At 68.3% G+C, this 13,169-nt stretch carries 10 protein-coding genes; 7 read left to right on the top strand and 3 right to left on the bottom strand.

Translation table 11 applies throughout. The features are described 5' to 3' along the window. The first annotated feature begins 125 nt into the window (after nt 1-125). From yajC to Q9R02_RS02765, 4 genes are all read left to right on the top strand, one after another. Nucleotides 126-527, top strand: a complete 402-nt coding sequence (gene yajC / locus Q9R02_RS02780) for a preprotein translocase subunit YajC (RefSeq protein WP_305995102.1) — start codon at nt 126-128, stop codon at nt 525-527. A 56-nt stretch (nt 528-583) separates the two neighbouring features. Next, entirely contained in the window at nt 584-2,338 is a 1,755-nt protein-coding gene (gene secD, locus Q9R02_RS02775) for a protein translocase subunit SecD (RefSeq protein ID WP_305995101.1), read from the top strand. Between the two features lie 2 nt (nt 2,339-2,340). Continuing rightward, nucleotides 2,341-3,345, top strand: coding sequence for a protein translocase subunit SecF (gene secF / locus Q9R02_RS02770; RefSeq protein ID WP_305995100.1), 1,005 nt, complete (start codon nt 2,341-2,343; stop codon nt 3,343-3,345). A gap of 255 nt (nt 3,346-3,600) precedes the next feature. Further along, nucleotides 3,601-5,883 carry a RelA/SpoT family protein gene (locus Q9R02_RS02765; RefSeq protein ID WP_305995321.1) on the top strand — a complete coding sequence of 761 codons (2,283 nt, stop codon included), beginning with the start codon at nt 3,601-3,603 and terminating at the stop codon, nt 5,881-5,883. Nucleotides 5,884-5,907: 24 nt separating this feature from the next. Here the strand turns inward: Q9R02_RS02765 and Q9R02_RS02760 are convergent, their stop codons facing one another. From Q9R02_RS02760 to Q9R02_RS02750, 3 genes are all read right to left on the bottom strand, one after another. Further along, the gene (locus Q9R02_RS02760; protein ID WP_305995099.1) at nt 5,908-6,492 is read right to left on the bottom strand and encodes a hypothetical protein; all 585 of its coding nucleotides are present in this window, start codon (nt 6,490-6,492) and stop codon (nt 5,908-5,910) included. 159 nt (nt 6,493-6,651) lie between these two features. Beyond that, entirely contained in the window at nt 6,652-8,079 is a 1,428-nt protein-coding gene (locus Q9R02_RS02755) for a DUF349 domain-containing protein (protein WP_425279210.1), read from the bottom strand. A 55-nt stretch (nt 8,080-8,134) separates the two neighbouring features. Then, nucleotides 8,135-8,929, bottom strand: a complete 795-nt coding sequence (locus Q9R02_RS02750; protein WP_425279196.1) for a peptidylprolyl isomerase — start codon at nt 8,927-8,929, stop codon at nt 8,135-8,137. A 161-nt stretch (nt 8,930-9,090) separates the two neighbouring features. On the opposite strand from Q9R02_RS02750, the gene hisS reads away from it, so the two are divergent. The 3 genes from hisS to Q9R02_RS02735 all read left to right on the top strand — a co-directional run bounded on the left by hisS (nt 9,091) and on the right by Q9R02_RS02735 (nt 13,168). Beyond that, entirely contained in the window at nt 9,091-10,443 is a 1,353-nt protein-coding gene (gene hisS / locus Q9R02_RS02745; RefSeq protein ID WP_305995097.1) for a histidine--tRNA ligase, read from the top strand. Between the two features lie 137 nt (nt 10,444-10,580). Continuing rightward, nucleotides 10,581-12,383 carry an aspartate--tRNA ligase gene (aspS, locus tag Q9R02_RS02740; RefSeq protein WP_305995096.1) on the top strand — a complete coding sequence of 601 codons (1,803 nt, stop codon included), beginning with the start codon at nt 10,581-10,583 and terminating at the stop codon, nt 12,381-12,383. Nucleotides 12,384-12,406: 23 nt separating this feature from the next. After that, the gene (locus Q9R02_RS02735; protein WP_305995095.1) at nt 12,407-13,168 is read left to right on the top strand and encodes a GNAT family N-acetyltransferase; all 762 of its coding nucleotides are present in this window, start codon (nt 12,407-12,409) and stop codon (nt 13,166-13,168) included. The last annotated feature ends 1 nt before the right edge of the window (nt 13,169 follow it).

Below are 13,169 nucleotides of genomic sequence, written 5' to 3'. Positions count from 1 at the left end.
GTTCACCGGCCTCCCGGGATTTCCCCGTAGACTGTGATGACGCCCGCCACATCCGTAGGGGGTGGGTCATGCCTGAAACGCGTGACCGCAGAAGCAACGATTGGAAGTAATCCGTGGATCCCACAATGCTCTTGATGCTGGCCGCCCTGGCGGTGCTCATGTTCCTCATGATGCGCAGGAACAAGAAGACCCAGCAGAAGCAGCAGGAGATGCAGTCCCAGTTCGCGCCCGGCGTGGACGTCATGACGAGCTTCGGTCTCTTCGGCACCATCCGCTCCATCGACGAGGCTGAGAACAAGGTGGTTCTCGAGATCTCTCCCGGCAACCTGGCCACCGTTCACCGCCAGGCCGTCTCCAAGGTCGTCGAGCCCGCCGCTCCCGCTGAGGAGGCCGTCTCTGAGGGTGCCGTATCCCTGGAGAAGGAGCCCGCCGCTGTCGCGCAGGAGACTTCCGAGCCGACTGCAGCCGACGTGGCCGTTGAGACCCCCGAGGAGACCCTCAAGCGTCTCAACGGTGAGAGCAAGTAGACCCCTGCACATTCCGTGGCCTGTTCCGGCCACGCACCCCTAAAGGACCCCAATAGATGGCTAAGACCGGCCCAACACGGGTGGCGCGCAGAACGCTGCTGTGGCTTGTCGCACTGACCCTGGCCATGACCGCGGTCGTGGCCGGAGGAGCACTCTCCGGCGCATCCGGCTGGACGCCGAAACTCGCTCTCGATCTCGAAGGCGGCACCCAGATGATCCTGGCGCCGCGTGTCGAAGGCAGCGGATCGGTGAATGCGGATCAGCTCAACCAGGCAGTGGAGATCATCCGTCAGCGTGTGGACGGATCCGGCGTCTCCGAGGCGGAGATCACCACTCAAGGCGGCCGCAACGTCGTCGTGGCGATGCCGGGAACCCCTTCCCAGGAGACCCGCAACCTGATCCAGGCCTCCGCCGACATGAATTTCCGCCCGGTGATCACCGCAGGCGCAGGCACCCCGGTGCCGGAGGCGCAGCGGACGCCCGCGGACAAGCTGCCCAAGCCCACCACCCCGAAGAACGCCAGCGACACCGCCTGGCTGACCGCGGACGTGGTGAAGGAGTTCGAGGCGCTCGACTGCTCCACCTTGGACAAGGGCGGTGCCAAGCGCTCCGATCCGACGAAGCCCCTGGTCACGTGCCAGCCGGCGGCGGACGGCCAGCCTGCCATCAAATACGTCCTGGGTCCCGTCGAGGTCAAGGGCCAGGACATCGTGACCTCCACCTACGGCCTGCAGCAGGGCCGCCAGGGCACCGTCACGAACGAATGGGCCGTGAACATCCAGTTCAACGGTGACGGCACCAAGATCTTCAAGGACGTCACGCAGCGTCTGAACAACTTCTACGTGCAGTCCGGCGGGGACAGCGGGAACAACCCGCAGGCACAGTTCGCCATCGTCCTGGACGACAAGGTGCTCTCCGCGCCGCGTGCCCTGGCCGTGATCACGGACGGCCGCCCGCAGATCACCGGCAACTTCACCGAAGCCTCGGCCAAGACGCTGTCCGACCAGCTCCGCTACGGCGCGCTGCCGATCAGCTTCGAGATCCAGTCCTCCGAGTCGATCTCCGCGACGCTCGGCGGGGAGCAGCTCCAGATGGGTCTGGTGGCCGGTCTGATCGGCCTGCTGCTCGTGGTGGTCTACTCGCTGTTCCAGTACCGCGCGCTGGGCTTCGTCACCGTGTTCTCCTTGGTGGTGGCCGGCATCCTGACCTATCTGGCGATCACGCTGCTCGGCTGGGCCCAGAACTACCGCCTCTCCCTGGCAGGCGTGGCCGGCCTCATCGTGGCCATCGGCCAGACTGCGGACTCCTTCATCGTGTACTTCGAACGCATCCGTGACGAGCTCCGCGAAGGACGTGGCCTGGTCGCCGCCGTGGAAAACGGCTGGCGCCGCGCCAAGCGCACCGTGCTGGCGTCCAAGGCCGTGAACCTGCTCGCCGCCGTCGTGCTCTACTTCGTCGCCGTGGGCAACGTGCGAGGCTTCGCCTTCACTCTCGGCCTGACGGCGATCGCCGACCTCCTGGTGGTGTTCCTGTTCACGCACCCGACGCTGCTCCTGCTGGCGCGCACCCGCTTCTTCGGTGAGGGCCACCGCTTCTCCGGCCTCGACCCGCGCACGCTGGGTGCCATCCCGCTCTACCGTGGCGCCGGCCGTGTCCGGACCGCGGAGGACCTGCAGCCCGCAGGTGCCGTGAGCGGCCGCAAGAGCGGAGCCCGCAACGAGGCGGAACGGCGTATGACCATCGCGGAGCGCCGGCTGGCCGAGCGTGAAGCCGCCCAGGGCGCGGAGACCGCCGGAAAGGACGACAAGTAATCATGTCCACAGTCTTCGCGCGCTTCGGCAACGAGCTCTACACGGGCAAGCGCTCCTACAACTTCGTGGGCCGGGCCAGGATCTGGATGCTCATCGCGGTGGTCCTGGTGGCGGTGTCCATCCTGGCACCAGTCCTCAAGGGCGGCTTCAACCTGGGCATCGACTTCCGTGGCGGCTCCGAGTTCACGGTGTCCAACGTCAAGTCCACGGATCAGCGCCTCGGCGAGGATGCGGTGCACCAGGTCATCCAGACCGCGGCCCCCCGCGTCGCCAACATCGCCGGGAACACCATGCGCATTCAGACCGACAAGCTGAGCGATCAGCAGACCGTCGACCTGAGCGCGTCCCTGGCCAAGGCGTACGGTGTGACCAAGGACCAGGTCACCTCCACCTTCGTGGGTCCCACCTGGGGCGCCGATGTGAGCCAGCAGGCCCTCATCGGCCTGATCGTGTTCGTGCTTCTCGCGGCGCTTCTGATGGCGCTGTACTTCCGCACCTGGAAGATGTCTCTCGCGGCGATCGCCGGCATGGCCGTCACCCAGATCATCACGGCGGGCGTCTTCGCCATCGGTGACTTCGAGGTGACGCCCAGCGCCATCATCGGCTTCCTGACGGTGCTGAGCTACTCGCTCTACGACACCGTGGTGGTCTTCGACAAGATCCGTGAGAACACGGCCGACATCGCGACCTCCACCCGCCGCACCTTCGCGGAAGAGGTCAACCTGGCCGTGAACCAGACGCTTGTGCGGTCGATCAACACGAGCATGGTGGCCGTTCTCCCGGTCGCGGCGATCCTGTTCATCGGCGCCGGCCTCCTGGGTGCGGGCACCTTGCGGGACCTGTCGCTGGCCCTGTTCGTCGGCATCATCGTGGGCACGCTCGCCACGCTGTTCGTGGCTGCCCCGCTGTACGCCTGGCTTCGCCGTGGCGAGTCCGGCCTCACGGCACAGGCCGAGAAGGTCGAGCAGCGCCGCAGCCGCGTCGAGGCTCTCCCCGCGGAGGCCTGAGGCACCGTTCCGGTCTGCCGTACGACGACGGGCGTCCTCCACCCCTGGTGGAAGGCGTCCGTCGTCCTTTTAAGCCGGGACGACGGATTAGACTGGGGGAATTAAGTCCGCGGGGAAGGAACAGCTGTGGTGGATGGTTCGGCACCGGGACCGGCTCCGGAAGACGGAGGCGGGGCATTCCCGCGTGCCGCTGCGGATGAACCGGAATCCACGACGGCGCCGCAGCGCACCGCTCTGCAGGCTCCCGGACACACGGTGGTGGGAGTCCCCGTGGACAACTCCGCGGCCAAGGCCACTTTCCCGGGACGCCGGGAACGCACGCTGTCGCGGCTGGCGCGGCTGACCGGCCGGACCAGCCTGAGCTACTCGCCGATCCTGGAACCGCTTCTGCGGACGGTGAGGATCAACAACCCCCGCGAGGACCTGGACTACCTGCAGCGCGCCTACGACACTGCGGAACTGCATCACCGCGGCCAGAAGCGCAAGAGCGGGGATCCTTACATCACCCACCCGGTGGCGGTCGCCACGATCCTGGCGGAACTGGGCATGAGCGGGACGACTCTCGCCGCTGCCCTGCTCCACGACACGGTGGAGGACACCGACTACACCCTGGAGCAGCTCTCCAAGGACTTCGGCCCGGAAGTCGCCATGCTGGTGGACGGCGTGACCAAGCTGGACAAGGTCACCTACGGTGACGCGGCGCAGGCAGAGACCGTCCGCAAGATGGTGGTCGCCATGGCCAAGGACATCCGCGTGCTGATGATCAAACTCGCCGACCGACTGCACAACGCCCGGACCTGGCGTTTCGTCTCCGCGGAGTCCTCGTCGCGGAAGGCCCGGGAGACGCTGGACATCTTCGCCCCGCTGGCCCACCGGCTCGGCATGAACACCGTCAAATGGGAGTTGGAGGATCTGTCCTTCGCGGCCCTGTACCCTCGCGTCTACGAGGAGTTCGTACGGATGGTGAGCGCCCGGACCCCGGAGCGCGAGGAGCTGCTGAGCAGCATCCGCGAAATGGTGGCGGATGAGCTGCGGGAGTCCCGGATCAAGGCGACGATCACGGGCCGTCCGAAGCACTACTACTCGATCTACCAGAAGATGGTGGTGCGGGAGAAGGAGTTCGATGACATCAACGATCTCCTGGGCGTCCGCATCCTGGTGGACACGGTCAAGGACTGTTACGCCGCACTGGGCGTGGTGCACTCCCTCTGGAAGCCGATCCCCGGGCGGTTCAAGGACTACATCGCCATCCCGAAGTTCAACATGTACATGTCCTTGCACACCTCCGTGATCGGGCCGGGCGGCAAGACCGTGGAGATTCAGATCCGCACGCATGAGATGCACCGCAACGCGGAGTACGGCGTCGCCGCGCACTGGAAGTACAAGCACCAGGCGCGTTCCGGTGCAGCTCCCCGCGAGGGGGAGATGGGCTGGCTCCGTTCGCTCGTGGACATGCAGCGGGAGACTGTCGATCCGGGCGACTTCCTGGACAGCCTGCGGCACGAGATCAGCACCAACGAGGTCTTCGTGTTCACGCCCCGTGGCGAGATCATGACTCTGCCCGCCGGGGCGACGCCCGTCGACTTCGCCTACGCCGTTCACACCGAAGTCGGGCACCGCACCATCGGCGCCCGCGTCAATGGCAAGCTTGTCCCCCTGAATTCCGAGCTGAGCCACGGTGACCGGGTGGAGGTCTTCACCTCGAAGGCCGAGGGCGCCGGCCCCAGCCAGGACTGGCAGCACTTCGTCAAGAGCGCCCGGGCCCGGAACAAGATCCGGCAGTGGTTCACCAAGGAGCGCCGTGAGGAGTCCATCGAGAAGGGTAAGGAGATGCTCACGCGCGCCATGCGCAAGCAGAGCCTTCCCCTGACCAAGGTGCTGACCCCGGAGAATCTGGCGGCCCTGGCGGAGACGTTCAAATACGTGGACGTGGCAGGTCTGTACGCCGGGATCGGCGATGGTCACATCTCCACGCAGTCCGTGGTGGAGAAGGCCATGGAACGGCTCGCTGAGCCGGCACCGCCCTCCGTGGAGGAATTCACCCCGGCGCGCACACACACGCCGTCGGGGCGGGTCTCCGACGCCGGCGTGATCGTCCGCGGCGTGGACGATGTATGGGTCAAGCTGGCACGGTGCTGTTCCCCGGTCCCGCCGGACGCCATCACGGGCTATGTCACGCGAGGCTCCGGGATCTCCGTGCACCGCAGCGACTGCCCCAATGTGCTGGCCCTCTCCGATGAGCCGGACCGCTTCGTCGAGGTCGAATGGGCCCCGACGCGCAGCAGCATCTACCTGGTGCAGATCCAGGTGGAGGCCCTGGACCGGAAGAGCCTCCTCATGGATGTCACCAAGGTCTTGTCCGACAATCACGTGAACATCCTCGAGGCGAGCGTCCACACATCGAAGGACCGCCTGGCGATCTCCCGCTTCGCCTTCGAAATGGGTGACCCGAAGTACCTGGACCACATCCTCAACGCGGTCCGGCGCATCGACGGGGTGTTCGACGTGTACCGCACCGGTGGGGGCCAGCGGCGCTGAGCCGCGGGAACGGAGCGGTGGAGGTCATCCCAGGCATGCGTCCACTTTCTCCAGTGCGGCGCCGATCCTGCCCGGTGGCACGGTGTGCTCGACGGCGAGCCGGAGCAGCCTCCAGCTGAACCCCGGCCCGGGATCCTCGAGCATGCTGCGCAGCACCGGGACCGCCAGGTCCGCGCGCAGGGTCCCCGCGATGTCCACCGCCGTGCGCAGGGGAGTGGTCACCAGCAGACCTCCCAGACTGAGCAGGTCGTACGAGCCCAGCCCCACCTCGTGGAAGTCCGCCCGCAGGCGTCGCCTGAGTCCGGCCGCCCGGTGCCCGCGGTCCACCAGCAATACCGTGCGGAGAGGCTCCGGGCCGTGCCCATGGACCCAGGCGGCGCTGAGCCTGCCCACCACCACCCTCTGCCTGAACTCCGTGGGGATCCGGAGCGCCATGGCGCGTGCCCGCGTCCGCGCGTCGATCACGGCAGAAGCCGGCATGAACAGATCGTGGGCCACCGGCCTGGTCAGGCCATCCAGCGCCATGGCCCCCAGTTCCGCCGGGCTGAAGGGGTGCCCGGGCCTGAGGAGAGACTGCCGGCCTGTGAGCCGGCTCACGGAGTTGTCCATGAGGTCATCCTGCCGTGCGATACGCCATCGGGCGAGCACGGGACGGCCCGCCTGTGGACAACGCAGACCGGACAATGCAGGCCGGGCAACGCGAAAGCCGCCGCATACCGGGCGGACCCGGCCTGCGACGGCCTTCAGCGTGCGGTGGTCAGCGGCGGATCAGCCGAGCTCCTTGGCGGACTGACGCACCACGTCCAGCCACTGCTCGCGGGCTTCCAAAGCGTCGCGGGCGGACTTGACGGCACGGGCGTCGCCCTTGGCCTCGGCGCGGTCCAGATCGTCCCGGAGACCGGCGATGGTCGCCTCGAGCTGCTCGATCATGCTGTTGCTGCGGGCCTTGGCCTCCGGGTCGCTCCGGCGCCAGTTCTCCTCTTCCGCTTCGCGGACGGCGTCTTCGACGCGGCGCATGGCCGCCTCGATCCGGCCCATGTCGGCGCGGGGCACACGTCCCGCCTCTTCCCAGCGGTCGCGGATCGACTGCAGGGCCTTCTTGGCGGCGGCGAGATCGGAGACCGGCACGATTCCCTGGGCCTCGAGCAGAAGCTGTTCCTTCACGGCCAGATTGGACGCGTAGCCGGCCTCCACCTCATCGGTGGCGGACTGGCGGGCATTGAAGAAGACGTCCTGCGCGGCACGGAACCGCGCCCAGAGGGTGTCGTCCTCCTTGCGGCTGGCGCGGGGTGCGGCCTTCCACTGGTCCATGAGGTGGCGGTATTCGGCGGCGACGGCGCCCCAGTCGGTGGAGTTCTGCAGCTTCTCCGCCTCGGCGATGAGGGCTTCCTTCACGGACTTGGCCTGAGCATTGGCGCTGTCCAGCTGGGAGAAGTAGGCCCGGCGGTGCCGGTCGAAGACCGTGCGGGCGCCGCGGAAACGCTTCCAGAGATTCTCCTCCACGCTCTTGGGCAGGCGGACGCCGGACTTCTGAGCGGCCTTCCAGGCATCGAAAAGCTCGTTCATCCGGGTGCTGGAGGTCTTCCACTGCGTCGCGGCGGGGTCCTGGCCGGAGATGGCCTCCGCCTCAGCGACGATGTCCTCGCGAATCTTCTGCTGCTCGGCCTTCGCCGCCTCGTGCTCGGCCCGCTGCTCGGCCAGCAGTCCGGAGACCTTGCCCTCGAGTGCGGAGACGCGGTCCAGGGCGCCACGGATGTCGCCCAGGACGTTCCGTGCTTCAAGCTGTTCACGCAGGTGCTTCAGGCTGGTGGGAAGGTCCCCGCCGGTGGCCTTGGCCTCGACACGGCTCTCCAGCAGCGCGATCTGGGCGACGATGTCCTCGTACTTGCGGGCGAAATAGGCAAGGGCTTCCTCGGCGGAGACGCCCGGGTACTGGCCCGCCACGTGCTCCTCTCCGTCGACGGTCACGAAGACGTGGCCGTCGCCTTCCACCCGGCCGAACGCGCGGGCGGCCACGAGGTCCACCGCGACGTCGGCGGTGTGCTGCGGGGCGACCGGTGCGGCCGCCGGCTTGGGGCGTGCCGCGAAAGCTGCAGGGCTGGGAGCCGCAGGCTGAGCAACGGGGGCCTCCGGAGTGGTGGCTTCGTCGGGTTGCTGACTGTCTGTCACCGCTGGAACTCTTTCCTTCGTTGGAATGTGCGCACTCCCCGGGGCTGGCCGGGGACCTGGGATGCCGCTTGCGGAAGCGGCATCACTTCAGAGTAAACGAGTCTATCGTCACCTTCGTGGCAGGCTGGCCATCCGTGGCGGAGGTTCCGCCGCTCGTGACACCGGTGGCCGCGATGGCCGAGACGGCGTCGAGCCCGGAGGTGACCTTGCCCATCACGGTGTACCCGCCCGTGTCCACCGGCAGCTTGCTGTCCTTGTACACGACGAAGAACTGCGTCCCGTTGCTGTAGGTGCTCGCCGCCCGGGCCACGGCGATGGTCCCGGCCGGGTACACGCCGTTCGCCGGGACGTTCTCCACCGGCCCCCACTGGAATGCGGGATCCGCACCGCCCTTGCCGTCCTTGGAACCGCACTGCAGCACGAAGATTCCCGAGGTGGTGAGCCGGTGGCAGTTATTGCCCTTGAAGAAGTTCTGGTCCGCCAGCGTCTTGAACACGGACACGGCCTGAGGCGCCTTGGTGCCGTCCAGGGTCACGCCCAGCGGCTTGCCGTTGAGAGTGAGGGTCCCGGTGAAGGTTTTGCCGCGTGCGACGTCCGGGTTCGGGATGTTCCCCACGTTGCTCGCCGTGGGCGACGGCGACGCACTGGGGGACGCGAGCCCGGCCTGCACGGCCGCGTACTCGTCGGGCGTGGGGTTGCTGGCGAAGGCGGTCAGCTGCAGCACCACGGCGAGCCCGACGGCGACCACGCCGGCGCCGATGGCCAGGACGTTGTCCCTCTTGCGGCGCTGCTGCTGAGCGTTGCGCAAGGACCGCCGCGCCTCCATCTGGCGCATCCGACGGCGCTGCTCTCGCAGCTCCTGCTTGCTGGTTCCCACCCGAGACCTCCTGCGGCGCCCTCTCGGCGCCGTCGTCCTTCACCGCCCGGTGCGTGTTCGTCGCACACCCCGGCCACGGCTTAAACTGGCTGACGCACCTAGTTTAGGCACGGCAGACTGCCCTCCGGCGGCCAAGCCGCACGTCAAAGGAGTTTCACCACATGGCACGCACCGCATCCCTGTCCGGATTCCCCGAGTGGCTTCCCCAGGAGCGCGTGGTGGAGCAGCATGTGCTGGACACGCTGCGCCGGGTCTTCGAACTGCACGGTTTCGGCTCCATCGAGACCCGTGCCGTGGAGACCGTGGGCCAGCTGCTGCGCAAGGGCGAGATCGACAAGGAGGTCTACGGCCTCAGCCGGCTCCAGGACGATGACGACTCCGCGGCCAAGTCGGACCCGAACGCGCTGGCTCTGCACTTCGACCTCACCGTGCCGTTCGCCCGTTACGTGGTGGAGAACGCCGGCTACCTGGCGTTCCCGTTCCGGCGCTACCAGATGCAGAAAGTGTGGCGCGGTGAGCGTCCCCAGGAGGGACGTGCGCGCGAGTTCACCCAGGCGGACATCGACGTGGTGGGCGACGGCGAGCTGCCGTTCCGCTATGACGTGGAGATCGTGCTGGTCATCGCGGAGGCGCTCTCCGCCCTGCCCATCCCAGAGTTCCGCCTGCGGGTGAACAACCGCAAACTCTCCGAGGGCTTCTACCGGGGCATCGGACTGGAGGACACGGCCGGCGTCCTGCGCAGCATCGACAAGCTGGAGAAGATCGGCGCGGAGAAGGTCGCGGAACTGCTGCGCACCGAACTCGGAGCCACGCAGGAGCAGGCCGAGGCTGCCCTGAAGCTCGCGACGATTCAGACCACTGACACCTCCTTCGTGGAGCAGGTCCGCGCCCTCGGCGTCGAGCACCCGCTGCTGGAGGAGGGCCTGACCGAGCTGGAGCAGGTCGTGGCGGCGGCGTCCTCGCGCGCCCCGGGCAAGGTGGTGGCCGACCTCAGCATCGCCCGCGGCCTGGACTACTACACCGGAACCGTCGTGGAGACCGTCCTGGTGGGCCACGAGCAGCTCGGCTCCATCTGCTCCGGCGGCCGCTATGAGTCCCTGGCCAGCAAGGGCAGCAAGACATTCCCCGGCGTGGGCCTGTCCATCGGCGTCACCCGGCTGGTCTCCCGCATCCTGTCCCAGGAGTTCGCCACCGCCAGCCGCAGCGTCCCCACGGCCGTCCTGGTGACGCTCAACGACGAGGACTCCTGGTCCGCGGCCCAGGACGTCGCAGCACAGCTGCGCGCCCGCGGAATCTCCACCGAGGTCGCGGCCAAGGCGGACAAGTTCGGCAAGCAGATCAAGTTCGCGGACCGGCGCGGCATCCCGTTCGTCTGGTTCACGGACGCCGAGGGTGCGCACCAGGTCAAAGACATCCGCAGCGGTGAGCAGGTGGCGGCGGACCCGGCCGTCTGGACGCCTGCCGAGGAAGACCTCCGGCCCCAGGTCATCGCCCGCGTCGCCGCGGAGGTCTGAACACCTGAGCCCGGCCCGCGCCCGCGGGCCGGGTAAACTCGACAACGTCGGACCGGGGCACCCCCGGTCCTGTGAGTCTTCCCGTGAGGAGCGCGAGCCTGCGCCCACGGGGATTCCCGTACCACGAAAGGAATGCTGTGCTGCGCACACATGACCTCGGTTCCCTCCGGGCCGAGCACATCGGACAGACCGTCACCCTGGCCGGCTGGGTGGCCCGCCGCCGTGATCACGGCGGAGTCGCCTTTGTGGATCTGCGTGACGCCTCCGGCGTGGCTCAGGTGGTCGTGCGCGAGGAGGAAGTGTTCCACGGCCTGCGCAACGAGTTCGTCCTCCAGGTCACCGGCACCGTGGAGCGCCGCCCGGAAGGCAATGAGAACCCGGCCCTCGCCAGCGGCGAGGTCGAGGTCATCGCGGACACCGTCGTCGTCCTCAACACCTCCGACCCCCTGCCGTTCCAGATCGACGAGCACGTGGAGGTCGGTGAGGAGGCCCGCCTCAAGCACCGTTACCTGGACATGCGCCGCCCGGTCATGGCCCGCAATCTGCGCCTGCGCTCCGAGGCGAGCCGCACGGCCCGCGAGGTCCTGCACCACGAGGGCTTCCTGGAGATCGAGACCCCCACGCTGACCCGTTCCACCCCGGAAGGCGCCCGCGACTTCCTGGTGCCGGCCCGCCTGGCCCCGGGTTCCTGGTACGCCCTGCCGCAGTCCCCCCAGCTGTTCAAGCAGCTGCTGCAGGTGGGCGGCTTCGAGAAGTACTACCAGATCGCGCGCTGCTACCGCGATGAGGACTTCCGCGCCGACCGCCAGCCGGAGTTCACCCAGCTGGACATCGAGGCCAGCTTCGTGGACCAGGACGACATCATCGCCCTCGGCGAAAAGCTCGTGGTCGCCCTGTGGAAGCTGATCGGCGTGGACATCCCCACCCCGATCCGCCGCATGCCGTACGCCGAGGCCATGGCCAAGTACGGCTCCGACAAGCCGGACCTGCGCTTCGGCCAGGAGCTCACCGAGCTCACCGAGTTCTTCAAGGACACCAACTTCGGTGTCTTCAAGGCCCCGTACGTCGGTGCCGTGGTCATGCCGGGCGGAGCGTCCCAGCCGCGCCGCACGCTGGACGCCTGGCAGGAGTGGGCCAAGCAGCGCGGCGCCAAGGGCCTCGCCTACGTCCTGATCAAGGACGACGGCGAGCTGGCGGGCCCCGTGGCCAAGAACCTCACCGACGCCGAGCGCGAGGGCCTCGCGGCCGCCGTCGGCGCCTCCAACGGCGACTGCATCTTCTTCGCCGCCGGCGAGAAGACCGCCTCCCGGGCCCTCCTCGGCGCCGCGCGCGTCGAGATCGGACACCGCACCGGCCTGATCCAGGACGGCGAGTGGGCGTTCGTGTGGGTCGTGGACGCGCCCATGTTCGAGCCTGCTGCTCAGGCCGTCGCCTCCGGTGACGTGGCCGTGGGCGCAGGCAAGTGGACCGCCGTGCACCACGCCTTCACGTCGCCGCGCCCCGAGTTCATGGACACCTTCGACACCGACCCGGAGTCGGCGCTGTCCTACGCCTACGACATCGTCTGCAACGGCAGCGAGCTCGGTGGCGGTTCCATCCGTATCCACCAGCGCGATGTGCAGGAGCGCGTATTCGCGCTCATGGGCCTGGACAAGGAGGAGGCGGAGAGCAAGTTCGGCTTCCTGCTGGAAGGCTTCAAGTTCGGTGCCCCGCCCCACGGCGGTATCGCCCTGGGCTGGGACCGCGTGGTCTCCTTCCTGGCCGGAGCCGAGTCGATCCGCGACGTCATCGCCTTCCCGAAGTCCGGTGGCGGTTTCGACCCGCTGACCAGTGCCCCGGGCCCCATCACGCCGCAGCAGCGCAAGGAGGCCGGTGTGGACTTCAAGCCGGCGCCCAAGGCCGTCAAGCCGGAGGACGGCGGCGAGGCCGTCGCCGTCTGACCGGTCCGTGTCTGAGCTGAGTCGTGTCTGATCTGACCACCGTCACAGGCCTGGCCGCGCTGCAGAATGCAGCATGGCCGGGCCTGACGACGTCCGACACCGGCAGCTGGCTGCTGCGCGCCGCGGACGGGGTGACCCAACGGGCCAATTCCGTGTGGCCGTACGCGGCCGTGGAGGATCTGGACGCCGCCATCCGGGAGGCCGAGTCCTGGTACCGCGCCCGGCGCCTGCCCGCACTGTTCCAGCTGACTTCGGATCCGGCGGATGCAGCGCTGGACGCCCGTCTGGAGGCGCTCGGCTACCGGGTGCAGACGCCCACCGTGCTGATGGTCCGGGACGGCTCCGGCGCCCCTGTGGCGTCCTCGGCGGTCGAGGTGAGCCCGGTTCTGACGCAGGAGTGGTTCGACGCCTGGTGGCTGACCAGCGGTCACGGCAGGCCGGAAGCGGCCGCGACGGCGCGTGCCATCCTGGAGAAGGGCGACTCACACTACGCCCTGATGCGCGACGACGCCGGCGAGGTCGCCGCCGTCGGGCAGTCGATCCGGGTGGGCGCCTTCGCCGGGATCTACGGCATGGCCACGCGCGAGGCGCAACGGAGGTGCGGACACGCGCGGGCACTGCTCGGCACGCTGCTGGGGGCGGATCCGGAGGTGACGGGCTTCTGGCTGAGCGTCACCCGCTCCAACTCCGGAGCACAGGCGCTGTACCGGGAGGCCGGGTTCCGCCCCGCCGGCGAGTACTGGTACCGGAGCGCGCCTCTCACGCGCGGCCCCACGGGCTGCTGAA

The organism is Arthrobacter horti, assembly GCF_030731045.1.
In the GTDB taxonomy this organism is placed as follows: Bacteria; Actinomycetota; Actinomycetes; order Actinomycetales; family Micrococcaceae; genus Arthrobacter_E; species Arthrobacter_E nanjingensis.
The sequence above is the reverse complement of the archived record's forward strand: the minus strand, read 5'-3'. Positions and strand labels throughout refer to the sequence as shown.